This window comes from Bifidobacterium apousia (assembly GCF_007559275.1).
In the GTDB taxonomy this organism is placed as follows: Bacteria; Actinomycetota; Actinomycetes; order Actinomycetales; family Bifidobacteriaceae; genus Bombiscardovia; species Bombiscardovia apousia.
This window is the reverse complement of record NZ_VMHK01000003.1, coordinates 139380-165372: the sequence shown is the minus strand read 5'-3', so window position 1 is coordinate 165372 and position 25993 is coordinate 139380. Positions and strand designations below refer to the sequence as shown.

At 62.1% G+C, this 25993-nt stretch carries 23 protein-coding genes and 2 tRNA genes; 19 read left to right on the top strand and 6 right to left on the bottom strand.

Features of this window, described 5'->3' with window-relative positions:
- Positions 1-17 precede the first annotated feature (17 nt).
- Entirely contained in the window at positions 18-755 is a 738-nt protein-coding gene (locus FPK30_RS05720) for a response regulator transcription factor (protein ID WP_101432493.1), read from the bottom strand.
- 224 nt (positions 756-979) lie between these two features.
- Here FPK30_RS05720 and FPK30_RS05715 point away from each other — a divergent pair, with 224 nt between their 5' ends.
- Both FPK30_RS05715 and FPK30_RS05710 read left to right on the top strand, forming a co-directional pair.
- On the top strand, positions 980-1600 hold the full coding sequence (locus FPK30_RS05715; protein ID WP_024627346.1) for a CarD family transcriptional regulator: 621 nt from the start codon (positions 980-982) through the stop codon (positions 1598-1600).
- A 14-nt stretch (positions 1601-1614) separates the two neighbouring features.
- Positions 1615-2094, top strand: a complete 480-nt coding sequence (locus FPK30_RS05710) for a 2-C-methyl-D-erythritol 2,4-cyclodiphosphate synthase (RefSeq protein ID WP_144085687.1) — start codon at positions 1615-1617, stop codon at positions 2092-2094.
- 6 nt (positions 2095-2100) lie between these two features.
- Here FPK30_RS05710 and FPK30_RS05705 read toward each other — a convergent pair whose 3' ends face one another.
- The gene (locus FPK30_RS05705; RefSeq protein ID WP_045924561.1) at positions 2101-2928 is read right to left on the bottom strand and encodes a metal ABC transporter permease; all 828 of its coding nucleotides are present in this window, start codon (positions 2926-2928) and stop codon (positions 2101-2103) included.
- Positions 2925-3800, bottom strand: a complete 876-nt coding sequence (locus FPK30_RS05700; RefSeq protein ID WP_144085686.1) for an ABC transporter ATP-binding protein — start codon at positions 3798-3800, stop codon at positions 2925-2927. Before FPK30_RS05700 ends, FPK30_RS05705 begins: the two co-directional genes overlap by 4 nt.
- 211 nt (positions 3801-4011) lie before the next feature.
- On the opposite strand from FPK30_RS05700, the gene FPK30_RS05695 reads away from it, so the two are divergent.
- The 6 genes from FPK30_RS05695 to pyk all read left to right on the top strand — a co-directional run bounded on the left by FPK30_RS05695 (position 4012) and on the right by pyk (position 12107).
- The gene (locus FPK30_RS05695; protein ID WP_144085685.1) at positions 4012-4932 is read left to right on the top strand and encodes a bifunctional methylenetetrahydrofolate dehydrogenase/methenyltetrahydrofolate cyclohydrolase; all 921 of its coding nucleotides are present in this window, start codon (positions 4012-4014) and stop codon (positions 4930-4932) included.
- Between the two features lie 103 nt (positions 4933-5035).
- Positions 5036-6541: a 30S ribosomal protein S1 gene (rpsA, locus tag FPK30_RS05690; RefSeq protein WP_144085684.1), complete on the top strand. Its 1506-nt coding sequence runs from the start codon at positions 5036-5038 to the stop codon at positions 6539-6541.
- Positions 6542-6612: 71 nt separating this feature from the next.
- Positions 6613-7260 carry a dephospho-CoA kinase gene (gene coaE / locus FPK30_RS05685; RefSeq protein ID WP_232341979.1) on the top strand — a complete coding sequence of 216 codons (648 nt, stop codon included), beginning with the start codon at positions 6613-6615 and terminating at the stop codon, positions 7258-7260.
- A 38-nt stretch (positions 7261-7298) separates the two neighbouring features.
- On the top strand, positions 7299-9410 hold the full coding sequence (uvrB, locus tag FPK30_RS05680; RefSeq protein WP_101432488.1) for an excinuclease ABC subunit UvrB: 2112 nt from the start codon (positions 7299-7301) through the stop codon (positions 9408-9410).
- Between the two features lie 141 nt (positions 9411-9551).
- A complete protein-coding gene (locus FPK30_RS05675; protein WP_144085683.1) occupies positions 9552-10553 on the top strand; it encodes a TerC family protein in 1002 nt (333 codons plus the stop codon).
- 111 nt (positions 10554-10664) lie between these two features.
- Positions 10665-12107, top strand: coding sequence for a pyruvate kinase (gene pyk, locus FPK30_RS05670; protein ID WP_144085682.1), 1443 nt, complete (start codon positions 10665-10667; stop codon positions 12105-12107).
- A 202-nt stretch (positions 12108-12309) separates the two neighbouring features.
- Here pyk and FPK30_RS05665 read toward each other — a convergent pair whose 3' ends face one another.
- Positions 12310-12903 (bottom strand): NUDIX domain-containing protein, encoded by a 594-nt coding sequence (locus FPK30_RS05665; protein WP_024627356.1) that lies wholly within the window; start codon positions 12901-12903, stop codon positions 12310-12312.
- A 121-nt stretch (positions 12904-13024) separates the two neighbouring features.
- Between FPK30_RS05665 and FPK30_RS05660 the strand changes: the two genes are divergently transcribed.
- The 9 genes from FPK30_RS05660 to FPK30_RS05620 all read left to right on the top strand — a co-directional run bounded on the left by FPK30_RS05660 (position 13025) and on the right by FPK30_RS05620 (position 22070).
- A tRNA-Leu gene (locus FPK30_RS05660) sits at positions 13025-13098 on the top strand.
- A gap of 64 nt (positions 13099-13162) precedes the next feature.
- Positions 13163-13795, top strand: coding sequence for an ANTAR domain-containing response regulator (locus FPK30_RS05655; protein ID WP_197071164.1), 633 nt, complete (start codon positions 13163-13165; stop codon positions 13793-13795).
- Positions 13796-13802: 7 nt separating this feature from the next.
- Positions 13803-16697: a DNA polymerase I gene (gene polA, locus FPK30_RS05650; protein ID WP_144085681.1), complete on the top strand. Its 2895-nt coding sequence runs from the start codon at positions 13803-13805 to the stop codon at positions 16695-16697.
- 48 nt (positions 16698-16745) lie between these two features.
- Positions 16746-17663 (top strand): Nif3-like dinuclear metal center hexameric protein, encoded by a 918-nt coding sequence (locus FPK30_RS05645; RefSeq protein WP_144085680.1) that lies wholly within the window; start codon positions 16746-16748, stop codon positions 17661-17663.
- Between the two features lie 35 nt (positions 17664-17698).
- Positions 17699-18382, top strand: a complete 684-nt coding sequence (locus FPK30_RS05640; RefSeq protein WP_144085679.1) for an NUDIX hydrolase — start codon at positions 17699-17701, stop codon at positions 18380-18382.
- A gap of 128 nt (positions 18383-18510) precedes the next feature.
- Complete coding sequence (locus tag FPK30_RS05635) at positions 18511-19224, top strand: TetR/AcrR family transcriptional regulator (RefSeq protein ID WP_144085678.1); 714 nt, start codon at positions 18511-18513, stop codon at positions 19222-19224.
- Between the two features lie 117 nt (positions 19225-19341).
- Positions 19342-20073, top strand: a complete 732-nt coding sequence (locus tag FPK30_RS05630) for an ABC transporter ATP-binding protein (RefSeq protein WP_186279406.1) — start codon at positions 19342-19344, stop codon at positions 20071-20073.
- Position 20074: 1 nt separating this feature from the next.
- Entirely contained in the window at positions 20075-20770 is a 696-nt protein-coding gene (locus tag FPK30_RS05625) for an ABC transporter permease (protein ID WP_144085676.1), read from the top strand.
- 13 nt (positions 20771-20783) lie between these two features.
- The gene (locus FPK30_RS05620) at positions 20784-22070 is read left to right on the top strand and encodes an MFS transporter (RefSeq protein ID WP_144085675.1); all 1287 of its coding nucleotides are present in this window, start codon (positions 20784-20786) and stop codon (positions 22068-22070) included.
- On the opposite strand, the gene FPK30_RS05615 is transcribed toward FPK30_RS05620, so the two are convergent.
- Positions 22062-22135: transfer RNA gene (locus FPK30_RS05615), tRNA-Pro, on the bottom strand. The two genes, FPK30_RS05620 and FPK30_RS05615, sit on opposite strands and share 9 nt — an antisense overlap.
- Positions 22136-22250: 115 nt before the next feature.
- On the opposite strand from FPK30_RS05615, the gene aroA reads away from it, so the two are divergent.
- Positions 22251-23609 carry a 3-phosphoshikimate 1-carboxyvinyltransferase gene (gene aroA / locus FPK30_RS05610; RefSeq protein WP_144085674.1) on the top strand — a complete coding sequence of 453 codons (1359 nt, stop codon included), beginning with the start codon at positions 22251-22253 and terminating at the stop codon, positions 23607-23609.
- A gap of 32 nt (positions 23610-23641) precedes the next feature.
- Positions 23642-24442 (top strand): histidinol-phosphatase, encoded by an 801-nt coding sequence (hisN, locus tag FPK30_RS05605; RefSeq protein WP_144085673.1) that lies wholly within the window; start codon positions 23642-23644, stop codon positions 24440-24442.
- Positions 24443-24599: 157 nt separating this feature from the next.
- On the opposite strand, the gene FPK30_RS05600 is transcribed toward hisN, so the two are convergent.
- The gene (locus FPK30_RS05600) at positions 24600-25826 is read right to left on the bottom strand and encodes an acetate/propionate family kinase (RefSeq protein ID WP_144085672.1); all 1227 of its coding nucleotides are present in this window, start codon (positions 25824-25826) and stop codon (positions 24600-24602) included.
- Between the last annotated feature and the right edge of the window lie 167 nt (positions 25827-25993).

Genomic DNA, 25993 nt, shown 5'->3' with positions numbered 1-25993 from the left:
GCGTGCATCCGCGGCTGCTACCGCTGGTCCTGATCCTGATCCTCGGGCGGCTCGAAGGCGTAGCCCACGCCATGCACGGTGCGGATCATCTGCGAACCCAGCTTGTGGCGCAGGGCCTTGACGTGGGAGTCCACCGTCCTGGTGCCCGAGGCATCCACCCAGTCCCAGACCTCCTCCAGCAGCTTTTCGCGGGTGAGCACGGACTTGGGCCGACGGGCCAGCGTGGCCAGCAGGTCGAATTCGGTGGGGGTCAGGTGGATCTGCTCCCCGCGCAGGGTCACGATGCGCTGGGCCGGGTCGATGACCAGGGATCCGAAGTCCAGCACCTTCTCGTTCTCGGAGTTCTTGGCGATGACCTTGGCCCGCTCCACCCGGCGCAGGAGGGCCTTGCAGCGGGCGATCAGCTCGCGCATGGAGAAGGGCTTGGTCATGTAGTCGTCGGCGCCGGCGCCCAGACCGGTCACCTTGTCGGCCTCGTCGTCCCGGGCGGTCAGAATCAGCACCGGCACCGGCCGCTCGGCCACGATCCGCTTGGTGGCCTCCAGTCCGTCCATGACGGGCAGCATGATGTCCATGATGACCAGGTCGGGCTTGATCTGGGAGGCGGCCTGCACGGCGCTGGCACCGTCCGATGCCACCCGGGCCGTCCACCCTTCGGCGGTGATGCGCTGGGCTATGGCAGTGGCCAGGGTGGGTTCGTCCTCAACCACCAGGATGGTGCTGGGTGTAGTGTAGCGGCTTGTGTTTCTGATCATGCCTACCTCTGTCTTCGATCACTGATCCGCAAAACGATGCTCGTCATGCGGGGTGGAGCCTTGTCGGCATTCGTTCCACCACCGTCGTTTCTTCCAGAATAGTCTTCAGAGCCTCCAGGGGAAGTGTGCTCGCGGAGAATCGCGTCGTCCCAGGGCGCCCATCAACAAGTCCATGCGCAATGGCATTATTATATGGTATTTTCTCGACTCGTTCTGGAGGGCATATGGGTTACAAGGTCGGTGACATGGTCGTCTATCCGCGTCATGGGGCCGCCAGGGTGGACGCCATCACCGAACGGACCGTCAAGGGCGTCACCCGCAAGTACCTGCAGCTGTCCGTGCTCTCCTCGGACGGGCTGGTCATCAACGTCCCCGTCGAGAACGCGGCCAAGGTGGGCGTCAGAGACATCGTCGACGCCAAGGCGGTGGCCAAGGTCTTCGAGATCCTGCGCACCCCGGTGGTGGAGGAGAAGGAGATGAACTGGTCCCGCCGCTACAAGCTGAACGTGGAGAAGATCGCCACCGGCGAGGTCAACAAGATCGCCGAGGTGGTGCGCGACCTCTCCCAGCGTGACGTGGACGAGCACGGGCTGTCGGCGGGCGAGAAGCGGATGCTGATCAAGGCCCGCAAGATCCTGACCTCCGAGATCGCCCTGTCAGAGAAGCTGGACGAGGACGAGGCCCAGCGTCTGCTGGACGTCAACCTGGGCTATGCGGAGCCCATGCCCGGCGACGACAAGCACCATACCAAGTCCCCCAAGGAGCCGGCTTCCAAGACCCTGGCGCGGGTGGCCCAGGAGGCCGCCAAGACCAAGGGCAAGGGCAAGACCAAGGCCAAGCGCTGAGACCGGATCCGGTCATGGGCCATCCAAGCATTGGACTGGGCTTTGACGCCCATCGCTTTGATCCAACCGGTGAGCGTCCTCTCTGGCTGGCCTGCCTGTCCTGGAATGATGGAACTCCTGGCCTGTTGGGCGATTCTGATGGCGATGCCGCCGCCCATGCCCTGATTGATGCCATCCTGTCATCCGCCGATCTGGGCGATATCGGCACCCTGTTCGGCCTGGGATCACAGTCCCCCGGAGCGGGCATGCATGGGGCGGACATGCTGGCAAAGACCATGGACTGCCTGCATGGGCACGGTCGCAGGCTGCTCAACGCCTCCCTGGTCATCGTCGGACAGCGTCCCAGAATTTCCTCCCGTCGTCACCTGGCCCAGCAGGCCATGAGCCAGGCTGTTGGTGCACCGGTTCGGTTGACCGCTACCACTACCGATGGCATGGGTTTCACCGGTCACGACGAGGGCATCGCCGTCATGGCCACCGCCATGGTGGACTGACCGGCATCAGGCGCGCAGGGCCGCCCACCCCTTGGCCAGAGCCCAGAAGAGGGTGGACAGGGTCACGATGACGAAGCTTGGAGGAGCGGGAACCATGGCCGAAATCACCAGGCCTCCCCAGATGGAAGCCAGGCAGATCAGTCCCGACAGGAGCATGGCCCGCAGGGGAGAGGCCACCAGGATGTTGGCCGTGGCCGCCGGGGTGACGACCAGGGCGAAGATGAGCAGGGTTCCCACTGCCGGCACGGCGATGGTGATGACCCCGGCCATGATGGCCATGAAGGTCAGGTTCATCAGCCCGATGGGCACGCCACGGGCCTGGGCCACCTGCTCATCCAGGGAGCTGAAGAGCAGGGGCCGGTAGATCAGGGCCAGCAGGATCAGCAGGATTGCATCGAAGATGATGAAGCCAACGACCTGGCCCCGGGTGATGGTCAGGATGGATCCGAAGAGGATGGCCTGCATCTGCTGGGAGGCCGAACTGGACATCCTGGCGAAGAAGAGCCCCAGGCCGGTGGCGAAGGCCAGGACCGTGCCCGTGGCGATCTCCCGCTGGGAGGCCCGCTTGCCCAGGGCTCCGATGACCAGCGCCCCGCCCAGGGCGAACAGGCCCATGCCGGCAGAGACCGGCAGCCCCAGCAGGACGGCCCCTGTGGCCCCGGGCAGACCGATGTGGGCCAGGGCGTGGGCGGCGAAGGTGGAATGTCTGGCGATGGTGAAGTAGCCCATGGCTCCGGCGGCCACGGCGATGCACAATCCGGCCACCATGGCATTGCGCATGAAGGGGGCGGCGAGGATCTCCGTCCAATGGGGGTCGAAGACTGGCGTGGTCATGAGTTCCTTTCCCGGTCCGTCCCGTGCAGGCGGGCCACCTGGCTGGGTTGGTAGCGATTGTGGACGGGTCCGATCGGCTCGTCCATGTCGGGGGCCACGAACATGTCCCCCTGGGGAGTGGTGACCACCTCCACCTTGGTGCCGTAGAGGTGGGTGAGCAGGTCCGAGTCCAGCACGTCGTCCATGCGGGCGTAATGAGGGTGCCCGTCCAGCAGGTAGACCGCCCCGGTCAGCACAGGCAGCAGCATGTTCAGGTCGTGGGCCACCACCTGGATGGACATGCCCAGACGGCTGTTGAGCTGGGCCAGCAGGTGGACGGTGGCGCGCTGCCCGGCCAGGTCCAGATTGGCCAGGGGCTCGTCAAGCATGAGCAGATCAGGATCGCAGACCAGGGCCTGGGCGATGGCCACCCGCTGTCGCAGACCGCCGGAGAGCTGGGACAAGCGCAGGTGGGCCCTGTCCTCCACGCCGACGAAGCGCATGGCCTCTCTGGCGCGCTCGCGGTCCTGCCGGGTGACGGGGTGAATGCCGAACCGGGTGCCGGTCAGTCCCAGCAGGACGGATTGCTCGGCGGTCAGGTTGGAGTCGATATCCGAGGTGTAGCTCTGGGGTACGTAGCCGATGCGGTCGTTGGCCTGGCCGGCCGCTTGCCCCAGGACCTGCAGACTGCCGGCGTCCAGGGGGAGCAGACCCAGTTCGGCCTGCATCATGCTGGTCTTGCCCGTGCCGTTGGTGCCTACGATGGCGGTCACGGTTCCCGAGGGGATGGCGAAGGTTCCTTCAGACCAGATCAGCCGCCCGGATCGGCGGATGGCGGCATGGTCGAAGACGATGCAGGCCTGCGTGGATGTGCTGTCCGTGTCCGTATCCATGGCTTCCTTTCCTGCAAGGGCTCACAAGGTGAACCTGCTCTTATTGAGCATGATTCTCATTATCGCTGGGGAGGGGACAGCACGCAACTTCAGCAGTCGAGTCCTCCCGTCCCGGCCCTTGGACGGAGCTTCCGGTCGGGGAGGAATCTGCGCTAGTCTGGCCCAGACGACTTCGACAAGGGTTTGCGCCCGCTTGAATGATGGAGATGTATTGACTGCAGTGAAACTGGACGGCAAGGCGGCGGCTGCGGAACTCAAGGAGGACCTGCGCGCTCGCGTGGCGAGGCTGACGGCCATGGGACGCACTCCTGGGCTGGGGACCATCCTGGTGGGGGATGACCCCGGTTCAGTCAAATACGTAGAGGGCAAGCATCGGGACTGCAGCCAGGTGGGCATCAGGTCGATCAGGATTGATCTGCCCGCCGATGCCGGCAAGGAGCGGATTCTTGCTGCGGTGGATCAGTTCAACCAGGATCCTGAATGCACCGGCTACATCGTCCAGCTGCCCCTGCCCGAGGGCGTGGATCCCACCGAGATCATCGATCGCATCGATCCGGCCAAGGACGCCGACGGCATGCATCCTTACAGCCTGGGCCAGCTGGTCCTGCATACCGATGGCCAGGTGCGGACCCCCCTGCCCTGCACCCCGCGAGGGATCCTGTACCTGCTGGACCATTACGGGATTGACCTGGCCGGCAAGGAGGTCTGCGTGCTGGGCCGAGGATTGACCGTGGGCCGCACCATCGGTCTGCTCCTGACCAACCGCGGGGTGGATGCCACCGTGACCCTCTGCCATACCCGCACCAAGGACATTGACGCCCATCTGCGCAGGGCTGACGTGATCATCGCGGCCGTGGGCCGAGCCGGGCTGGTTGGTCCGGACCAGGTTCGCCAGGGTGCCGTCCTGGTGGATGTAGGCGTCTCCCGGATCTGGGACCAGCAGGAGGGGCGCTGGCGGATCAAGGGCGACATCGATCCGGCCGCCAGGCTGTCTGCAGCCGCTTATACGCCCAATCCCGGCGGGGTGGGGCCCATGACCCGGGCCATGCTCCTGGTCAATGTGGTCGAATCGGCTGAGCGAGCCGCCGGAATCCCTGTCTGCGACACGCCCGAGGTCTCCCGGCGACAATGACCGCAGTGTCTCCTATCATGGAGAATGTTCGCGCCTGCCGGCGGGAACGCATAACTCAATACGGAAAAAATATCCACCAACTATACAAGAAACAATTTAATTAATGGCAGAGAACAAGAAGGAAGTCCCCCAGGTCGCGGTCAATGACATCGGGTCCGAGGAAGACTTCATCAAGGCAGTCGATTCCACCATCAAGAACTTCGACGATGGGGATCTGGTCGAGGGGACGGTCGTTAAGATCGACCATGACGAGGTTCTGCTGGACATCGGCTACAAGACCGAGGGCGTGATTCCCTCCCGCGAGCTTTCCATCAAGAAGGATGTCGATCCCGACGATGTGGTCCAGGTCGGTGACACCATCGAGGCCCTGGTCGTCACCAAGGAGGACAAGGAAGGCCGCCTGATCCTGTCCAAGAAGCGTGCCCAGTACGAGCGCGCCTGGGGCGACATCGAGAAGATCAAGGAGGCTGACGGCGTCGTTGAGGGCACCGTCATCGAGGCCGTCAAGGGCGGGCTCATCGTCGACATCGGCCTGCGCGGCTTCCTGCCCGCATCCCTGGTCGAGATGCGCCGCGTGCGCGACCTGTCTCCCTACATCGGGCAGAAGATCAAGGCCAAGATCCTGGAGCTGGACAAGAACCGCAACAATGTGGTCCTCTCCCGCCGCCAGTACCTGGAGGAGACCCAGTCCGAGGTGCGCGAGACCTTCATGGCCCAGCTCAAGAAGGGCCAGATCCGCGAGGGCACGGTCAGCTCCATCGTCAACTTCGGCGCCTTCGTCGACCTGGGCGGTGTGGACGGCCTGATCCACGTCTCCGAGCTCTCCTGGAAGCACATCGATCACCCCAGCGAGGTCGTCAAGGTGGGCGACAAGGTCACCGTCGAGGTGCTGGATGTCGATATGGACCGCGAGCGCATCTCGCTGTCCCTCAAGGCCACCCAGGAAGATCCCTGGCAGCGCTTCGCCCGGACCCACGTGCCCGGACAGATCGTCAAGGGCAAGGTCACCAAGATCGTGCAGTTCGGTGTCTTCGTTTCCGTCGAGGACGGCATCGAGGGCCTGGTCCACATCTCCGAGCTGGCCAATCGTCACGTGGAGAACCCCGAGACCGTGGTCAAGCAGGGCGAGGAGATCTTCGTCAAGGTCATCGACGTTGACTTGGATCGCCGCCGCATCTCCCTGTCCCTCAAGCAGGCCGACGACTCCGTCGACCCGACCTCCGAGGACTTCGATCCGGCCATCTACGGCATGCCCGCCGAGTACGACGAGGAGGGCAACTACAAGTACCCCGAGGGCTTCGACCCCGAGAGCAACGAGTGGATCGCCGGCTACGAGAAGCAGCGGGAGGAGTGGGAGTCCCAGTATGCGGCCGCCCACGACCTCTGGGAGCAGCACAAGGCCTTCGTGGCCAAGGAGCTGGAGAACGCCGAGGCTTCGGCCGCCGAGGACAGCCGGTCCTCCCAGGCGCCTGCCTCCGGTTCGCGCTCCCGCCGTCAGAACTCCGAGGAGACCACCAACTACAGCTCGGAGTCCAGCTCCGAGGGCACCTTGGCCTCCGACGACCAGCTGGCCGCCCTGCGCGAGCAGCTGCTCAAGGAAAAGAAGTGAGCATTTAGCGGTGAATGGAGGGGTCCGGCCTCGGTCGGGCCCCTCCATTTGTATCTGCTGTCGTAAAGGATATGCGGGAGGTCAGGATGATACGTGTGGGGTTGACTGGCGGGATAGCGGCTGGCAAGAGCACGGTGGCGGCTCGGCTGGCTCAGGACGGAGCCAAGGTCATCGACTACGACCGGCTCTCCCATGAGGTCATTGCCCCGGGCGGACCCGGCGTAGGGCCGGTCCTGGATCGGTTTGGCACAGACTGTGGGGACGGCCAGGGGGGCGTGGACAGGTCAGCCCTGGCGGCACGGGTCTTCGGCGGCCCGGCGGCCGACCGGGACCGCGAGGACCTGGACGACATCATCCATCCGCTGGTCTATGAGCTGGCCGCCAAGGCCGAGCAGCCCTGGCTGGAGGGCTCCGAGGTGGTGGTCCATGAGGTGCCCCTGCTGACCGAGGTGGGCTCAGCCATTCCTTTTCATTTCGACAGGGTCCTGCTGGTGGAGGCCCCAAGCCAGGTGAGGATTGCGCGTATGGTGAATCAGCGGCATATGACGCCAAGCCAGGCTGTTGAGCGCATCGGTTCCCAGACCAGCAGCAGTTCGCGACGCGCCCAGGCCGATCTGTTGGTGGACGGATCCCAGCCTATCGAACAAATGTTCGAGTCTGTTGATAGAATATATGAAGAGCTGAAATCCTTGGCCCAGGGGTCCTCGCACAGCGACTGAGGGGCCTTGGCGAATGACGCATCCTGGAAGGGAGTTTCATGGGGTTCAACATTGAGCGGACCGACAAGCCCTTCGTGGTCAAGTCTCCCTACAAGCCCTCCGGCGACCAGCCAGAGGCCATCGAGGAGCTGGCCACTCGGATCGAGAACGGCGAGAACGACGTGGTGCTCATGGGCGCCACCGGCACCGGCAAGACCGCGACCACGGCCTGGCTGATCGAGCGCCTGCAGCGGCCCACTCTGATTCTGGAGCCCAACAAGACCCTGGCCGCCCAGCTCTGCGCCGAGTTCCGCGAGCTCATGCCCGACAACGCGGTCTCCTACTTCGTCTCCTACTACGACTACTACCAGCCCGAGGCCTACATCCCTCAAACGGATACCTATATCGAGAAGGACTCGAACATCAACGACGACGTGGAGCGGCTCCGGCACGCCGCCACGGCCAACCTGCTGACCAGGCGCGACTGTGTGGTGGTGGCCACCGTCTCCTGCATCTACGGCTTGGGCACGCCCGAGGAATACGCCGGACGCATGCTCTTCCTGCACGAGGGTGACCGGATCAACCGCGACGACCTGCTGCGCAAGTTCGTGGACATGCAGTACAAGCGCAACGACATCGCCTTCACCCGTGGCACCTTCCGCGTGCGCGGCGACACAGTCGAGATCATCCCCGTCTATGAGGAGCTGGCCGTCCGCATCGAATTCTTCGGGGACGAGATCGACCGCATCTCCACACTGCACCCGCTGACCGGAGACGAGATCGCCCATGAGACCTCCGTGCACATCTTCCCCGCCTCCCACTATGTGGCCGGTCCCGAGCGGATGGAGCGCGCCCTGAAGACCATCAAGGAGGAGCTGGACTGGCGTGTGGGCCAGCTGCGCAAGCAGGGCAAGGAGCTGGAGGCCCAGAGGCTGACCATGCGCACCACCTACGACCTGGAGATGCTCACCCAGATCGGCACCTGCTCTGGAGTGGAGAACTATTCCCGCCACTTCGACGGGCGCGAACCCGGTTCCCCGCCCCATACCCTGCTGGACTTCTTCCCCGACGACTTCCTGTTGGTCATCGACGAGTCCCATGTGACGGTTCCCCAGATCGGAGCCATGTACGAGGGGGATGCCAGCCGCAAGCGGACCCTGGTCGAGCACGGCTTCCGTCTGCCCTCGGCCATGGACAACCGTCCGCTCAAGTGGCCCGAGTTTCTGGACAAGGTGGGCCAGACCGTCTACCTGTCGGCTACGCCGGGCGACTATGAGATGGGCCTGTCCGACGGGGTGGTGGAGCAGGTCATCCGACCCACAGGCCTTCTGGATCCCGAGGTGGAGGTCAGGCCGGTCAAGGGCCAGGTGGACGACCTCCTGGACGAGATCAAGGCCCGGGTGGATCGTCACGAGCGTGTTCTGGTGACCACGCTGACCAAGAAGATGGCCGAGGATCTGACCGACTACCTGCTGGAGCGCGACATCAAGGTGGAGTATCTGCATTCGGACGTGGACACCCTGCGGCGGGTGGAGCTCCTGCGGGAGCTGCGCGAGGGCAAGATCGACGTCATTGTGGGCATCAACCTCCTGCGCGAGGGGCTGGACCTGCCCGAGGTCTCCCTGGTGGCTATTCTGGATGCGGACAAGGAGGGCTTCCTGCGCTCCTACCGCTCCCTGATCCAGACCATCGGCCGTGCGGCCAGGAACGTGTCCGGCAAGGTCATCATGTACGCGGACGAGGTCACCGACTCCATGGACAAGGCCATCAGCGAGACCAACCGTCGCCGGGCCAAGCAGATCGCCTACAACAAGGAGCACGGCGTGGACCCCAAGCCGCTGATCAAGAAAATCAGCGACGTCAACGACATGCTGGCCAAGGAAGACGTGGACACCCAGACCCTGCTGGCGGGCGGCTACCGCAACGCCAACAAGGCCGGCAACTCCCACCTGGGCGTGCCCCTCTATGACAAGGACGAGGCTGACAAGCGGCATCAGGAGATCCTCCAGGCCGGTCTGCCGGCGCAGGACCTTGCCGACCTGATCCGTCAGCTGAGCGACCAGATGCACACGGCTGCGCAACAGCTGCAGTTCGAGCTTGCAGCCCGTCTGCGCGACGAAATCAAGGATCTGAAGAAGGAGCTGCGTCAGATGACCGAGGCCAAAAAGTAAGCAGACCAATACGTAAGTCGGGCCTGTGATGTGGAGGCAAGAGCATCACAGGCCCGACTTGCAGACCGCTGCCTGTGAGGATGTCCTACGGGCAGACGGGGGAGACGAGCACGTCATATCTTGCCGCTAGAGTCTGGTGGTATGTCCGAGACACCTCTGCCGTTCATGGTTGTGAGCCTGGTTGTGCTGGCCGTCTTCTTCGTGGTCGATCTTCTGGTGATCGGGCGTAGGCCGCACGTGCCTTCGACCGGCGAGTGCGTCAGGCACATCGGCTTCTTCGTGGTCATGGCTCTGATTTTTGGTGCTTTGATCTGGAAGGTGGCCGGATCCAAGCCGGCCATCGAGTTCTATTCGGGCTGGCTGACCGAATACTCGCTCAGCATCGACAACCTCTTCGTCTTCGTCATCATCATGAGCAATTTCGCCGTGCCCCTGCAGCTTCAGCGCTATGTGCTCAGCGTCGGCATCACCATCGCCCTGCTGCTGCGCGGCGTCTTCATCCTGGCCGGGACGGCGCTGATCACCCGCTTCACCTGGGTCTTCTTCATCTTCGGCTTCTTCCTGCTCTATACCGCCTGGAACATGGTCTCCAGCCGGGGCAAGCAGGAGGAGTACCACGAGAACGGGCTGATCAGGGCCCTGCGCCGGGTCATCCCTATCACCAGCCATTACGATGGTGAGCGTCTGCGGACCACCTTCGAGGGCAAGCGCTATTTCACGCCCATGCTGGTGGTCTTCCTGGCCATCGGCACCACCGATGTCATGTTCGCCTTTGACTCCATTCCGGCCATCTTCGGACTGACCAAGGATCCCTTCATCGTCTTCACCTCCAATGTCTTTGCCCTGCTGGGCCTTCAGCAGCTCTACTTCCTGCTGGGATCCCTGCTGGACAAGCTGGAGTATCTGCCCCTGGGGCTGGCTGTGGTCCTGGCCTTCATCGGCGTCAAGCTGATCCTGGAGGCTCTGCACGGCAACACCTTGCCTTTCATCAACGGCGGGCACCCCCTGACAGCCGTTCCTGATATTCCGACCTGGGCATCCCTGCTGGTCATCGTCCTGGCCGTAGGCATCGCGGCTTTGGCTTCAGTGCTCAAGAGCCGTCGCCAGTCCCTTGCAACAGCCTCGCAGGGGAAAAACCAATAAACAAACCTTTGAATCACAAGGGGTGTTAGCGCTAACGGGAAATAGTGGTTTCCATCAGGCCGAGTCTGTACAATAGAACGGTAAACAGGAAAAAGAACAGGCAGGTAGCATATGCGCAAAGCCAAGATCGTCGACACCATCGGGCCGGCTTCGGAGTCTCTGGAGAACATCACCAAGCTGGTCAATGCCGGCATGGATGTGGCCAGGCTCAACCGGTCACACGGCACCCCTGAAGATCACCTCAAGGTTTACAACAACGTTCGTCAGGCCAGCAAGGAGACTGGACGAAACGTGGCGGCCCTGGTCGATCTGCAAGGTCCCAAGATTCGCTGTGGCTGGTTCAAGAAGAATGAGCAGGGCGAAGACAAGGTCAATCTCAAGGAGGGTCAGGAGTTCATCATCACCACCGACGATGTCGAGGGTGACGAGCACATGACCTCCACCACCTTCAAGGGTCTGCCCGGGGACTGCCACCCCGGCGATCCCATCCTGATTGACGACGGCAAGGTCCGCCTGGAGGTCACCAAGGTCGAGGGCAACCAGGTCTACACCAAGGTGGTCGTGGCCGGTTCTGTCTCCTCCCACAAGGGCATCAACCTGCCTGGCGTGGCTGTGAGTCTGCCGGCGTTGACCCCCAAGGACGAGGAGGACCTGCGTTGGGGCATCCGCACCGGCGCCGACATCATCGCCATGTCCTTCGTCCGCTTCGCCACCGACATCGACCGCGCCCACGAGATCATGGACGAGGAGGGTCGCCGCATCCCCATCGTGGCCAAGATCGAGAAGCCCCAGGCTGTTGAGAACCTGGAGGAGATCGTCAAGGCCTTTGACGGCATCATGGTGGCCCGCGGCGATATGGCTGTGGAGATGCCCTTCGAGCAGGTCCCACTGGTGACCAAGCGCTGCATCGAGCTGGCCCGTCAGTACGCCAAGCCGGTCATCGTCGCCACCGAGGTCCTGGGCTCCATGGTGCATTCGCCCATCCCCAGCCGCGCTGAGGCCTCCGACTGCGCCAATGCCGTTCTTGACGGCGCCGATGCCACCATGACCTCCAATGAGACCGCCGTGGGCGAATACCCCGACACCACGGTGTCCACCATGGCCCGGATCTCCGACTACGCCACCACGCACGGCTTCGACCGTATCCCGGCCATGCACAACCTGGATATGTCCAACTCTGGCGCCGTCTCCTCCGCCGCCGTGGATCTGGCCGACAAGATCAACGCCAAGGCCATCGTGGCCTTCACCCAGACGGGCAACACCGTGCACCGGATCTCCCGCGAGCGTCCGGCTGCCCCCATCTATGCACTGACCACCAATGAGCACACCTATCATTGGCTGGCCTTGAGCTGGGGCACCGAGGCGTTCCTCTGCGGGCAGGACTACCACGACTTCAATCGCGCAGACCTGATGAACTTCGTGGACTCCACCTTGAAGAAGCAGGGCAAGGTCTCCGACGGCGACTGCCTGGTGGTGCTCAGCTGCGCCCAGGGCGAGCATGAGCCGGGCAACACCGACTGCATCTACGTCCACACCGTGGGCTCCAACGAGTGATTCTCAGATTTGCCGCCTGACTGTCGATTGAGTCAGTCAGGCGGACCCTGAGATTCCCAAGATGCTGATGAAGCAGTGAACCGGTGGTCTTTCCCCGTTGGTAAATGCAGGGGGGAGAGGCCACCGGTTCCTTGTCTGAAGGTGCCGGTCTCAACCAGATATGTCAACCTGTGAAAACATGCAGTAGCTCCAGATCTGTGCGTCAGTGCAGGTCGGAAAGTCCGATTTTGGCCCGCAGGATGGCGATGGTGGTTTTGGCGTCCAGTATGGTCCCTGCAATCACCATGTCGTAGGCCTCATCCACGGTGAAGAGTCGCACGTTCTGGTGCGGGGTCTCTGGTGCCAGGCTGGCCGGCTGGACCGGGGTCAGGCCCTCCGCGTAGAAGAGCGTGGTGTGCTGGGTGGAGAAGCTGGGAGTATTGATGAACCTAGCGAACTGGTTAAAGGAGGCAGCCTTGTATCCGGCCTCCTCGCGCAACCGCCTGGTGGCCACATCGATGGGGGCTTCCTTGTCGTTGAGCGGATGCCCGGCCGGCAGCTCAAGGGTCCAGCGGTGGGTGGGCAGACGGTACTGCTCGACCAGCGGTATCCTTCCGTCGTCGGTGATGGCCAGGACGGCGATGGTGTCTCCATGCTTCTCGCTGACGATGCTGCGATCGAAGGTCTGATTGTCGCTGGATTCAAAGGTGACCCTGTCGACGCTGAAGTAGTGGCTGTCCATAATCTGCTTGCGGGCCTTCTCCTGGACGGGGGAGGTGCGCCAAGGATCGAACCGTCGATAGATCTGAGTGGTCATCATGCTCTCCTTCGACTGCTGATGTGCCTGTATACATACCTGTCTTCATTCTAAGGCAGATTCAACACGAATAACCTTGCGTCGTCGCCAAAGTATGGTAGATTCTCTGTGGTAACGAAAAGCCCCCGTATCCCAATTGGTAGAGGAAACGGCCTCAAAATCCGTGCAGTGTGAGTTCGAGTCTCACCGGGGGCACGATAAAGCGAACCCCATCCGTCTCTCATCGGTTTCCGCTGAAGCTCGGATGGACTTTCAGGAAATGAGGTTGAAAGTGGCTTCAGAGAGTAAGAACCGCAGCGATTCCCCCGAAGGGCGGACCGTGGTTGTGGCGGAGGACGAGGCTTTGATCAGGCTCGATACCGTCGAAGCTCTCGAGGATGCCGGCTATGACGTGGTCGGCCAGGCGGCCAGCGGCCAGGAGGCCATTGATCTGACTCGCGAGCTGAGGCCTGACGTGGTGGTCATGGATGTGAAGATGCCCGGCACTGACGGCATTACCGCCGCCACTGAGATCGGCAAGGAGAACCTGGCCCCGGTGGTTATGCTGACGGCGTTCTCCCAGCAGAGCCTGGTTGAGAAGGCGGCTGATGCTGGAGCCATGGCCTACGTGGTCAAGCCTTTCGCTCCTGAAAAGCTGCTGCCGGCCCTTGAGGTAGCTATCTCACGCTTCGACCAGATCAACGCCCTGAAGGACGAGGTCACCGACATGAAGGCCCGCTTCGAGGCCCGCAAGCGGGTGGATCGGGCCAAGGGCCTGCTCATGGAGAGCATGGGGATGACCGAGTCCGAGGCCTTCCGCTGGATCCAGAAGACCTCCATGGACCGCAGGCTGACCATGCAGGAGGTGGCCGACGTGGTCATCAACAACGTGGCCAACCAGAACGACCGTTAGCCCTCCCATGGAAGACCAGACGAAGAAGCAGGACAAGGACGGCCGCACCCTGCTGGTCGTCGATGGACATTCGCTGGCCTTCCGGGCCTTCTATGCCCTTCCGGTCGAGAGTTTCACCACCTCGACCGGGCAGCCCACCAACGCGGTGTGGGGATTTGCCACCATGCTGGCGGATGTCATGGCCAAGGAGAAGCCCACCCACATGGGCGTAGCCTTTGATGTCAAAGGCGGCACCTTCCGCAATGCCATGCTGCCCCAGTACAAGGGCACCCGTGAGGCCGCCCCCAAGGAACTGCTCAGCCAGCTCCCTCTGATCCAGGACCTGCTCAAGGGCCTGGGCATCACCTATATCGAAAAGCCCGGCTACGAGGGCGACGACATCATCGGCACACTGGCCACCATGGGGGAGCAGGCCGGGTTCAAGACCCTGGTTCTGTCGGGCGACAGGGATGCCTTCCAGCTGGTGGACAACGACATCACCGTGCTCTACCCCGGCCACCACTTCAAGAACCTCAAGCACATGACCCCCCAGGCCATCATGGATCGTTACAAGGTGACCCCGGAGCAGTATCCCGATCTGGCCGCCATGCGCGGCGAGGGCGCCGACAACATCCCTGGCGTGCCGGGCGTGGGCGACGGTTATGCCGCCAAGTGGATCAACAAGTACGGATCGCTGGATTCCATCCTGGAGCACGCCGATGAGATCGGCGGCAAGAAGGGTCAGGCCCTGGCGGAGAACGCCAACCAGGTGCGGCTCAACCGGAAGGTCAACGCCCTGGTGCGCGACCTAGACCTGGGTGTGAAGGTGGAAGATCTGCGTTTTGGCACCATCCATACGGATCAGGTGCTGCCCATCTTCGAGCAGTTGCAGTTCGGCCCTCAGACCCGCAAGAAGATCCTGCGCGGATTCAACACGGTAGCCGATTACGATTATTCTCCAGCCTCGGCACTGGTTGATGTCAGCAACAAGCAGGAGGAGTTCGTCCAGCCCGAGCGTGATAAGGCGGAGTCCGGCGACCAGCTGCGGGATTGGTGCGAGAAGCACCTGCCGGACAAGGCCCTTTGCCAGCGCTCGGCGGATCATGTCAAGGCCATGGCCGATTCCCTGGACAAAATCAAGGACATCGGCGACTCCGACCAGCATGCCATGTGCTGCAGCGAGGCCATGAAGGAGCACTGGGTTCTCCACGCCATCGGCTGGGCCAAGCACGGCGACTATGGCCTGGAGGAGCTGGCCATTCTCTCCATGGACGGCCATGGTCTGGTCCTCATGGCCGAAGATATTGACCAAGACATGCGTGGGGCCATCCAGGAGCTGATCGACCAGCGGATCGGCACCTGCGTGGTCCATGGCTACAAGGAGCACCTGCACCTCTTGGAGAGCCAGGGGTTGCACATGCCCCTGCCCTTGTTCGACACCAAGCTGGCAGGCTATCTGGCTGAGCCTGATTTTCATGCCGACAACCTGGAGCAGGCCGTCGCCCATTTCCTGGCCATCCCCGTAGAGGAGGAGCCCGAGGCTACCCAGGGGGCCTTGGCCCTGGACGGGCGAGAGGACGAGGACGAACGTAGGCGGGGGACCCGGATTCTGCGCCAGGCGCAGTACGTCATGATGGTCTCCGAGCGGCTGCAGGAGCTGATGGACGAGCGTCACCAGTACGGCCTGCTACGCACCATAGAGTTGCCCACCTCGGCAGTCCTGGCGCAGATGGAGACCGAAGGCGCCAAGGTGGACGATGCCCGCCTGAAGGAGATGCACGACCGGTTCGCCGCTGAAGCCCGCCAGGCTCAGGAAATCGCCTGGGACAGGGCCGGCAGCCGTGTCAACCTGCAGAGCCCCAAGCAGCTGAGCAAGGTGCTTTTCGACGACATGGGCCTGGTGCCCACCCACAGGACCAAGACCGGTTCCTACTCGACCAATGTCTCGGTTCTGCAGGACCTGTACATCAAGTCGGTCAACAACGAGCGGGCCAACGACTTTCTGGGCGCCCTGCTCAAGCACAGGGAGACCAACAAGCTCAAGCAGATTGTGCAGACCCTGCGCGAGGCTGTCAATCCTCGGGATGGAAGGCTGCACACCACCTACGAGCAGACCGTGGCCGCTACTGGCCGGCTGAGCTCGGTGGATCCCAACCTCCAGAACATCCCCAACCGTGATGCCAGGGGCCGCGAGATCCGCTCGGCCTTTGTGCCTGGCAGCGGCTACGAGGCGCTGCTCTCTTCGGACTACTCCCAGGTGGAGCTGCGGATCATGGCCCATCTTTCCGGGGATCAGGCCCTGATCGATGCTTTCAAGTCGGGTGCCGACTTCCACCGGTACGTGGCCAGCCTGGTCTACGACATTCCCATGGAGGAGGTCACCGGGGACCAGCGCTCCCATGTGAAGGCCATGAGCTACGGCCTGGCCTATGGACTGAGCACCTACGGCCTGGCCCAGCAGCTTAAGATCAGCCCGGCTGCGGCTGACGTGCTGCGCGCCAAGTACTTCGCCACCTTCGGCAAGGTTCATGAGTACCTGGAGTCCCTGGTGGCCGATGCCCGTGAGAAGGGTTACACCGAGACCATGTTCGGTCGGCGGCGCTACTTCCCTGGGCTGCGCTCCAAGCGTCGTCCAACCCGTGAGGCTGCTGAGCGGGCCGCCCTGAATGCGCCCATCCAGGGGTCGGCGGCCGACATCATGAAGATCGCCATGATCAAGGCCAGCCGTGCCTTGTCCGATCAGGGGCTGAAGAGTCGCATCTCCCTGCAGATCCACGATGAATTGGTGGTGGAGATCGCTCCCGGAGAGACCGACAAGGCCACCAAGCTGGTCAAGGATTCCATGGAACATGCCGTTGAATTGGCCGTGCCCCTGGACGTGTCCACCGGCATAGGCCAGGACTGGGAGCTGGCTGCTCACTGACCTGCCGTGGGGTGCCCTGGGCCCAGCAGGATCCGAGGAGGGATCGTCATGCCTGATGAACAGGATGAGGTTCAGAGGCCTTCAGTGCCCCTGGGCCAGGTTGTGGATCTGCTGGAGGGGCTCTACCCTCTGGACTACGCGGAGGACTGGGATTATCCGGGTCTGGTGGCGGGGGATCCGTCCTGGCCGGTCAGGCGGATTTGGTGCGCCGTAGACCCTCGGCCCGATGTGGTTCAGGAGGCTCTGGACCACAAGGCCGACCTGCTGATCACCCACCATCCGCTCTTCTTCAGGTCGGTCCACCAGGTTTCCGGCCTGGACTTCCGCGGGGATATGATAACCAGACTGGTCGAGGGTCACTGTGGGCTCTGGGTGGGGCATACCAACGCTGATGCCGCCTACCGTGGTGTGGCCCAGGCGGCTGCCGATGCCCTGGACCTGCAGGATGCACGACCGCTGGCCCCTCAGCCGCTCTCAAACCGTGACCTGCACGCCGAACAGGGAATTCGGGTAGGCCTGGGTCGTTGGGGCCGGCTTCCCACGCCCATGCCATTTGAGGATCTGGTCCAGACCGTGGCGGGCCTCCTGCCCAGGACGGCTCTGGGTGTTCAGGCGGTCGGTCCGTCCGAGGCCATGGTCTCCACGGTCGCTCTGTTGCCTGGCTCAGGGGACTCCGAGTTCGACCTGGTCCGGTCCACGGGGGCCGATGTCTACATCACCAGCGATCTGCGCCATCATCCTGCCACGGATGCCTACCAGCAGGCCCTCTATGAGGCCAGGATGGCCGGTCGGCCCAATCAGCCCAGACCCATGCTGATCAACACCCCGCACTCGGCAATTGAGAGCCTCTGGTTCCGCTACGCCAAGGGAGACATTGCCAGGGCCCTGGAGATGGCTACTGGTGTTCGTCCACAGGTGGAGGTCTCATCAATCGTCACAGACCCTTGGACCATGGTGGTGCGTTGACGGCTGAGGATTGATGGTTGAGGAGGAGTGATTTCATGAGCGATGAAGCGCAGGATTTGCAGGCACGATTGGCCGCCAGGCTGGACGGCCGCGATGGCCAGGGGCCCAAGGGCATCGATATGACCCGCGCTCCCGAGCTGATGGATGACAGGGAGGTCTTCCGCGGCCCGATATTCGTTATCGACCAGCAGCGGGTGGCCATGTTTCGGCGTGATGGTTCCAAGGAAACCATCGATCGGCAGCTCATCCGTCACGACCCCTGCGTGGTCATGCTGGTACACGACTGCGCTGCCGATGCCTATCTGCTGACCCGCGAGTACCGGGTGGGTGCCCAGGCCTATGTCTTCGGCCTGCCGGCCGGCTTCATCGATCCAGGGGAGAGCCCCGTCAAGGCCGTCCTGCGCGAGCTGCGTGAGGAGACCGGTCTGGTGCCCGGGCCTGAGGGTGCGCCGGGCTCAGAAAGCCGCCTGGATCCGGAGGACGGTTGGATCGATGCTGCTCCCGATGTCTACTCCTCTCTGGGGATGAGCGACGAGCTCGGCCACATCGTGGTCATGCATCTGCGTCGCTGGCATCAAGGATCCACCGACTTCGACCCGGGCGAGCATATCCAGTCGGCCTGGGTCTCCTGGCAGGAGCTTTGTGCAGCGGGAGTCGCCGATGCCAAGGCAGTGGTGGCCATTCAGCATGAGGCCATCCGTCGCCTGCAGAAGGATTAAGGTCCCAGGCATCAACGCCTGTGATTGGGCGAGTAGAACATACCGGTGGTATGATAGGTTCTTGTCAGAAAAGATGGTCAGGTCAGAATGATCAGGCATTGTTGCGCTGACAGGAAGAGGAGCACTGCATGGGCACGCCGAAGGATCCCGAAGGACATCGCAATCAGATCCTCGATGTAGCCCAGCGGCTCTTCCTGGAAAAGGGCTACGACGGAACCAGCATCCAGGACATCGTCGACGGCCTGGGCGGCATGACCAAGGGGGCGGTCTACTACCATTTTCCCTCCAAGACGGCTATTTTCCACGCGGTTACCGAGCGTATGGCCTCGTCCTCCTCCCAGGGAGACTGGCTGGGGGACTGGCCGGGCGAAACCGGGCTGGACAAGCTGCGCAACGAGCTGATTGCCTCCCTGTCGGCATACTCGCGTCTCGATGTCACCTTTTCCGCCAGAACCCTGCTGAAGAGCCCCCGCATGGTAGGCCAGATGTACTTGAAATCCATGGACAGGATTGTGGATGTGATCACTCCTTATGTCCGTGAAGGTGTGGAAGACGGCTCCATCGCCCCCTGCAATCCTGAGGATCTGGCCCAGGTGCTCTACATCCTGCTCAACATGTGGATAGGGATTCGATTCTCGACCATGACCCGGGACCAGGTGGTCTCCAAGTTCTCCCTCTTGGCGGATATGCTCAAGGGAATAGGGGCGCCTGTCGTCGATGATCGGGTTATTCGTGCGGCCGTGCATTTGCACGCACATCTGAAGAGCAATCCTTTGACTGCCACCAGTGGGGAGTCCACGCAAGAGGAATCTGACAAGAATCAGGATCAAGGGGTCTCTTAGAGCCGATAGATATCTTAAGGCCAAGAGGGCTCTGTCTACTAGCAAGATTCGGGCACTCAACGAGTAATGGTTTTTGTTTCCACTAAACATACCATCGGTATTTTTGAAAGGAGTTTTATGCAGGTGCTGAAGGCGGACGGAATTGTCCAAGTGTTTGAAGGCAGGGAGGTGCTGTCCGGACTGGATTTGACCCTGGGGCAGGGCGAGATTCTGGGCTTGCTAGGTGCCAACGGGGCTGGCAAGTCCACGCTGTTGAAGATCCTGACCGGAATGCAGAGGCCTGTCGGCGGCAGAGTCTGTTTTCTGGGGAGGCCTCTGAGCGAAGACTACCCGGGCAATCTGGCCAGGATGGGAGTGTTCATCAACGAGCCGGTCTTTTATGAGTCCCTCAGCGCTAGGGAAAATCTTGAGATTGACCTGACCTACCTGGCATTGGCAGACCGGGAGCATAGGGATGCCGGACCCACCGGGATCAGCCAACTTTTGGACAAGGTCGGTTTGGCCGCCGATTCAACCACGCCTGTCGGCAGGTATTCCATGGGCATGAGGCAGAGGCTGGCCTTGGCCAGGTGCATGGGCCATCATCCTGACCTTTACCTACTGGACGAGCCGCTCAACGGACTGGACCCTGTGGCCATCGGACAGCTGCGAGATAGCCTGCGCAGCCTGGCAGCCCAGGGGAGTGCAATCCTCTTTTCCAGCCACATTCTCTCCGAAGTGTTGCGCACGGCCGACCACGTGATGGTCGTGGCGGACGGCAGAGTCAGCCTGCGGGCCAGCGTGCCGGAGCTCCTCAATCAGGGCCAGGAGGTCGCCGAGCGAACCCTGGTCAAGGCCATGGAGGGCTGATATGAAGACGCTGCTGAAATTAGAACTGAAAAAGACCAGGCTATGGCCCTGCATCTTCGGAGGGCTGGCAGTAGTGGCCGCAGCCTTGGCCATCGGAGGCATGTTCCTGGCCATTGGCCACACTAGCGGACGGTCAGATCCTCGGTTGTCAAGCCTGGCCTTCGTGCTGCAGATGGCCATGGTCATCCTTCTGGTGGGCTTCTCCCTGGTGGCTGCTGCCCTCTGCAACCTCGTCTTCATTGAGCCCTATACGGGGAGGAACCTGGCGCTCACCCTCTCATTCCCCATATCGCGAAGCCGAATCCTGCTGGCCAAGTTGATCTTCGTCGGCCTCTTCACTGCGCTCTCCTACTTGGCTGGTACGGCCATCACCCTGACCGTCATGCTACTGATCGACCGTCTTGTGGGTTCGCTTGGAACGGGCTCGCCAAGCAGTCTGCTTGAACAGGTTCTCCTCATGCTGGTTACCAGCCTTGCCGGACTGGTGGGGTTGGTTGGCATCGCCCTCTCTATAGGCTTCTGGAAGCGTTCGCTGCCCATCATGTTCGCGGTCCTGCTCCTGCTGGACGCTGTAGTGGGCAACTTGCTCTCCCAATCCCCGCTACTGTCTGCTCTGCTGCTTCTGATCATCTTTCTGGCCTCCCTGCCGGCCTGGTGGCTGCTTCATCGGACCCTCATGAAGATCGAACTGCCCTGATCGACGGCTGACCATGCAGGGGCTTCTGAAGAACAAGCCTTTTGTGACCATGGTTCTGGCCAGTCTGTTGAATACGGTCGGAGGCGAGCTCTTCAACATCGTCTTCATTGTCTATGCCCAGACCATGCCCTTTGCTGGACTGGCTGTCTCCATAGCCTCAATGGCCTGGGTGGCTCCAGCCCTGACAGCCATCCTGACCGGATACCTGGCCGACAGGACCGTGCACAAGACGCGGATGCAAGTGGTGATCAAGCTGATTCAAGTGTGTATCTATCTGGTTATTGCCATAATGATCGGCAGGTCCAAGAGCCTGCCCGTCTTTGTGCTGCTGATAGCCATGGACATGGCGTCTTCCATGCTCGAGGGGTATGCAGGCAGTCTATGGATGCCGGTACTTAAACATCTGGTCCTGCCTAGCCAGCTTCACCAGGCGACTTCAATCACCTCTGCTACCTCCAGCGTCGCGGCTGTCATCAGTGCAGGCGGAGGCGCAGTGTTGATTGCCCTCCTGGGCAACAGATTCGCTGTATTTGCGCTGATCAACGCCCTCACCTTCCTTCTGGCGGGGATCCTCGTGGCTGTTGGCTATCAGAAATTCACCAGGGCGGAGGTCTCAGTCAATGGCTCACCTGTGGGCAAGCATGTGGGACTAGCATCCAGCCTTCATGTGATCTTGGGGGAGCTCCGCCACTCCGCCTTTCTGGTTCTGATGGTGGGTTTCGGATGCATGGTCAACCTTCTGGGGACGGCCCTGCAGCCCCTGCTCAACCTGGGGCTTATCTCCATGCCCGAGGTCTGGTGGGGAAGCTACGGCACGACCATAGCCGCCGTCAACGGCATCTCCTCCCTAGGACTCATTCTCGGCGCACTCCTTGCCGCAGATCCGCTCAAGCGGTTGCCCATGGCCCATCTGCTGACCGGAGTCATGGCCGCAGCCGCCATGGTAGGGATCAACCTGGTATGGCTGCACATTCCTGCCCTGCTGTTCCTCCCGCTCCTGGCCATGAACTATCTTCTGGGCAAGATCAACCCTAGGTTCATGACCATGCTCATCAGCACGGTGGCCGAGGACCACTTGGCCGCAACTATGGGAGTGGTCCAGACTGTCATGATGATCGGAGCACCTCTGGGGCAGATGGTCTTTCTGACGCTGGGTAATCTGGTCGGCATCGCCATCACCATGTCCATGTATGCAGGCCTGACGGGCCTTCTTGCTCTGACGATTTTTTCTGTGGGATTGCTGGGCATGAATGCCAAGGATCCGACTCCCGAAATGGGACGAAAGCAAAAGTCGGGCTAGCCGGATTTGAACCGGCGACATCCTGCACCCAAAGCAGGCGCGCTACCAAGCTGCGCTATAGCCCGGCGCCCATCAGTATCACCGTATGGGCACAATGTATCAATATAGCACAGGGTCGGGTCCCCACTGGACCTCTAGGGGTGAGCAGGGAGCGGGAACAGCTCTGCGCCTGCGGTTACCATGGTGACCATGACAGTGGAAGAGACATGGGCGGCGCCGCAGGCTGATGGCCCCTTGGATGCAACGGTGACCATACCGGGGAGCAAGTCCCTCTCGAACAGGTATCTGATTCTCGCAGCCTTGGGAAGCCGTTCGGTCAGGCTGACTGGTCTGCTCAGGTCGCGTGATACGGACCTGATGATCAGGGCCCTGGAGGCCCTCGGCGTGGACTGTCGGGTTGACCTGAGCAAGGCTACGAATGTGACCGTCATTCCACCGGCAGGCGGGCGCTTCCGTGGCGGCGCTCGTGTGGACTGCGGACTGGCTGGAACCGTCATGCGCTTCGTGCCTAGCCTGGCCATGCTGGCTGATGGCCCCACACGATTCGACGGAGACGAGCAGGCCTATCGCCGTCCCATGAGACCTCTGCTGGAGGGGCTGACCCAGATGGGAGCCAGGATCGAGTACCTGGGCCAGGAGGGCTTCCTGCCCTTTGTGCTCACACCGCCGGATCGCCTGGTGGGCAGGGAGGTGACCATAGACTCCTCGGCTTCCTCGCAGTTCATTTCCGGCCTCCTGCTGCTGGCGGCCAGGGCTGAGGGCACTATGACCATCGTCCACTCTGGTCAGCATCTGCCTAGTCTTCCGCATATCGCGATGACCGTTGAGGACCTGCGTCAGGCTGGAGTCCGGGTCCAGGCCAATCCCGACCGCTGCAGGTGGAGCGTTGAAGGCAGAGGGACTGCAGGGACACGGCTGCCTGATCAGGTTCAGGTGGAGCCCGACCTGTCGAATGCGGCCCCCTTTCTGGGGGCGGCCGTGATAGGAGGCGGGCAAGTCAGTGTGCCCAACTGGCCAGAACGGACCACACAGCCAGGTGGCTTGCTGCCCGGGTATCTGAAGACTATGGGCGCGAAGGTAGACATGGTTCCTGATGGGCAGGGTAGCGCCACCTGTCGGGTGACCGGGGGGGAAGTCATTCATGGACTCGGCGACTTCGACCTTTCTCCGGCGGGGGAGATCGTGCCTTCGGTTGCAGCAATCCTGGTCTTTGCCGATGGGCCCAGCCGCCTGCACGGCATTGGCCACCTGCGTGGTCATGAGACCAATCGGCTGAAGGCATTGGCCACCGAAATCACCAGAATAGGCGGTCAGGCCGGCGAACTGGATGATGGCCTGGCCATCGAGCCCGTGCCTGTTCAGCGTCTGCACGGGGCCGTCATGGAGACTTATGCCGACCATCGCATGGCCACTTTTGCTGCCATGATTGGACTCAGGATACCTGGCATCCGAGTACGCAACATCGGCACCACAGCCAAGACCATGCCTGACTTCCCGGGTATGTGGAAGCGGATGCTAGCAGACGAGGGTCAAGGCTGAGCTACAGCGATTTGAGCGGAAGGAGCCGTGTGATGAGCATCGAGGCTGAAAGGCAGAACTGGCAGGATGATCTGGATCTGGCCATCGCCATGGCCGACCAGGCGGATCAGGTCACCATGGGCTACTTCAAGTCGCCGGATCTTCACGTGGTACGCAAGTCGGACAATACCCCGGTCACCCAGGCTGACAAAGAGGCGGAGGCGGTGATTCGTCGTGTGCTGGCCCAAGCAAGGCCGAATGACACCATTTACGCCGAGGAGCTGGGAAAGCAGGAGTCCAACGGCAGACGGTGGATCATCGATCCGATTGACGGGACCAAGAACTATGTGCGCGGAGTACCGGTCTGGGCGACCCTGATCGGCTTGGAGGCAGACCATCAGATGGTGGTCGGTGCGGTCTCGGCCCCCATGCTGGGCACCCGCTGGTATGCCGCGCGAGGTCAGGGAGCCTACATGGTGCGCCAGGGCGAGGCCCCCAAGGCCATCCACGTATCAAGAGTGGATCGGATGGAAGACGCTTCCATGTCCTTGTCGTCGCTGACAGGGTGGAAGGCCATAGGCCGCCGGGAGCGGCTTCTCGACCTGACTGACCGGATCTGGCGTCTGCGCGGATTCGGCGACTTCTGGCAGTACATGCTCCTGGCCCAGGGTGCCATCGATCTGGCGGCCGAACCGGAGCTGGACCTCTACGACATGGGTGCCCTGGTCCCCATCGTGACCGAGGCAGGCGGGAGCTTTACCGACCTGGCAGGCAACCCGGGTCCATGGGGTGGCAATGGTCTGGCCAGCAACGGTCTTCTGCACAAGGAGGCATTGGCGGCTTTGGGGGACTGACCCAAACGATATATAGAAAAAGGTCGGTGACCACATGCATTGCCGTGGTCACCGGCCTTTTTCTGCTCTTAGGACCAGGTTCCTAGAACCAAACCTTGAACTCAATCATCCCTCATTCAATCATCAATCAGATTGAGGGGACAGGTCCGGTTAACGGTCAGGCCTGGAACTTGTTGCCGTAGGCATCGCCCTGGCTGGCGACGACCTCGGCCTGGCGGGCGATGGAGAGCTCCTCGTTGGTGGGGATGACGCAGACGGCGACCGTGCTGTCAGGAGCGGAGATGATCCGGGCCTCCTTGGACCGCTGGTCGTTCTTCTCCTGGTCCAGCTTCACGCCGAAGGGCGCCAGCTGCTCGATGACCCGACGGCGCACGATTTCATCGTTTTCGCCCACGCCGGCCGTGAAGGTAATGGCATCCAGGCCGCCCATCTGGGCCGTGTAGTTGCCGATGTAGCCGACAATGCGGTGAACGTAGATGTCCAGGGCCAGCTTGGCATCCTCGTCGCCCTCGGCGATCAGCTTGTGGACCTCGCGCATGTCGCCGTGGCCGGTCAGGCCGGTCATGCCGGAGCGCTTGTTGAAGAGGGTGTCCAGCTCGTCAACGCTCATGTGGGCGTTGCGGATCAGGTGGAAGACAACGGCAGGGTCGATGTCGCCGGTGCGTCCGCCCATGACCAGGCCCTCCAGAGGGGTCAGGCCCATGGAGGTCTCGACGGGATGCCCGGAGACCTGCGCCGAAGCGGAAGCCCCGTTGCCGATGTGCAGGACGATCTGCCGCAGACCCTCTGCAGGCTTGCCCAGCAGGCCGGGAACCAGCTGGCCAACATACTGGTGGCTGGTGCCATGGGCGCCGTAGCGACGGATGTGGTACTGCTTGGCGATGTCCTTGTTGAGGGCGTAGGTGGACGCCTTCTTGGGCAGTTCGAAGAAGAAGGAGGAATCGAAGACGAAGACCTGGGGGGTCTGCGGCATCAGCCGGCTCATGACCTCGGCGCCTTCAGCCTCGGGTCCGTTGTGCAGGGGGGCCAGCACGGCCAGATCCTTGACCTGGCTTAGAGTCTTCTGCGTCAGGAGGGCAGGCTTGGGGAAGATGGCTCCACCCTGGACGACGCGGTGGCCCACGGCGATGATGCCGGCCTTGTCCAGATCAGGGCCATACTCCTTGAAGAAGCCCAGAACGCGCTTGAGTCCAGTCTCATGGTCGTGGATGGGCTCTTCAAGCTCATGCTTCTCGCCGTTGACCTCGTGCTTGTAGTGGCCGTCGGTGGGCTCGCCGATCTTCTCGACCAGACCCGAGGCCAGGCTCTGGCTGGTCTCCAGATCGACCAGCTGGTACTTGATCGAGCTTGAACCCGAATTGATGACTAGGACGGTTTTCGCCATTGGGGCATCCTCCTGATGTGCTTGTATAGAGCCTGCGCTCCTCAATCAGTCTTCAAGATTACTCGTCGGCCCTTACAAGCCGCGGTATATAGCCAGGCTGACATAGTTTCGGGACTGCGTTGGATCCGTTTTGGAGATAGGATCCAGCGCAGCCCCCCAGAGATTTA

Bases quoted from the DNA above. Each gene is read 5' to 3' on its own strand.
- FPK30_RS05720 (WP_101432493.1), bottom strand. From the start codon at position 755: ATGATCAGAAACACAAGCCGCTACACTACACCCAGCACCATCCTGGTG.
- FPK30_RS05715 (WP_024627346.1), top strand. From the start codon at position 980: ATGGGTTACAAGGTCGGTGACATGGTCGTCTATCCGCGTCATGGGGCC.
- FPK30_RS05710 (WP_144085687.1), top strand. From the start codon at position 1,615: ATGGGCCATCCAAGCATTGGACTGGGCTTTGACGCCCATCGCTTTGAT.
- FPK30_RS05705 (WP_045924561.1), bottom strand. From the start codon at position 2,928: ATGACCACGCCAGTCTTCGACCCCCATTGGACGGAGATCCTCGCCGCC.
- FPK30_RS05700 (WP_144085686.1), bottom strand. From the start codon at position 3,800: ATGGATACGGACACGGACAGCACATCCACGCAGGCCTGCATCGTCTTC.
- rpsA (WP_144085684.1), top strand. From the start codon at position 5,036: ATGGCAGAGAACAAGAAGGAAGTCCCCCAGGTCGCGGTCAATGACATC.
- coaE (WP_232341979.1), top strand. From the start codon at position 6,613: ATGCGGGAGGTCAGGATGATACGTGTGGGGTTGACTGGCGGGATAGCG.
- uvrB (WP_101432488.1), top strand. From the start codon at position 7,299: ATGGGGTTCAACATTGAGCGGACCGACAAGCCCTTCGTGGTCAAGTCT.
- FPK30_RS05675 (WP_144085683.1), top strand. From the start codon at position 9,552: ATGTCCGAGACACCTCTGCCGTTCATGGTTGTGAGCCTGGTTGTGCTG.
- pyk (WP_144085682.1), top strand. From the start codon at position 10,665: ATGCGCAAAGCCAAGATCGTCGACACCATCGGGCCGGCTTCGGAGTCT.
- FPK30_RS05665 (WP_024627356.1), bottom strand. From the start codon at position 12,903: ATGACCACTCAGATCTATCGACGGTTCGATCCTTGGCGCACCTCCCCC.
- FPK30_RS05655 (WP_197071164.1), top strand. From the start codon at position 13,163: ATGAGGTTGAAAGTGGCTTCAGAGAGTAAGAACCGCAGCGATTCCCCC.
- polA (WP_144085681.1), top strand. From the start codon at position 13,803: ATGGAAGACCAGACGAAGAAGCAGGACAAGGACGGCCGCACCCTGCTG.
- FPK30_RS05645 (WP_144085680.1), top strand. From the start codon at position 16,746: ATGCCTGATGAACAGGATGAGGTTCAGAGGCCTTCAGTGCCCCTGGGC.
- FPK30_RS05640 (WP_144085679.1), top strand. From the start codon at position 17,699: ATGAGCGATGAAGCGCAGGATTTGCAGGCACGATTGGCCGCCAGGCTG.
- FPK30_RS05635 (WP_144085678.1), top strand. From the start codon at position 18,511: ATGGGCACGCCGAAGGATCCCGAAGGACATCGCAATCAGATCCTCGAT.
- FPK30_RS05630 (WP_186279406.1), top strand. From the start codon at position 19,342: ATGCAGGTGCTGAAGGCGGACGGAATTGTCCAAGTGTTTGAAGGCAGG.
- FPK30_RS05625 (WP_144085676.1), top strand. From the start codon at position 20,075: ATGAAGACGCTGCTGAAATTAGAACTGAAAAAGACCAGGCTATGGCCC.
- FPK30_RS05620 (WP_144085675.1), top strand. From the start codon at position 20,784: ATGCAGGGGCTTCTGAAGAACAAGCCTTTTGTGACCATGGTTCTGGCC.
- aroA (WP_144085674.1), top strand. From the start codon at position 22,251: ATGGTGACCATGACAGTGGAAGAGACATGGGCGGCGCCGCAGGCTGAT.
- hisN (WP_144085673.1), top strand. From the start codon at position 23,642: ATGAGCATCGAGGCTGAAAGGCAGAACTGGCAGGATGATCTGGATCTG.
- FPK30_RS05600 (WP_144085672.1), bottom strand. From the start codon at position 25,826: ATGGCGAAAACCGTCCTAGTCATCAATTCGGGTTCAAGCTCGATCAAG.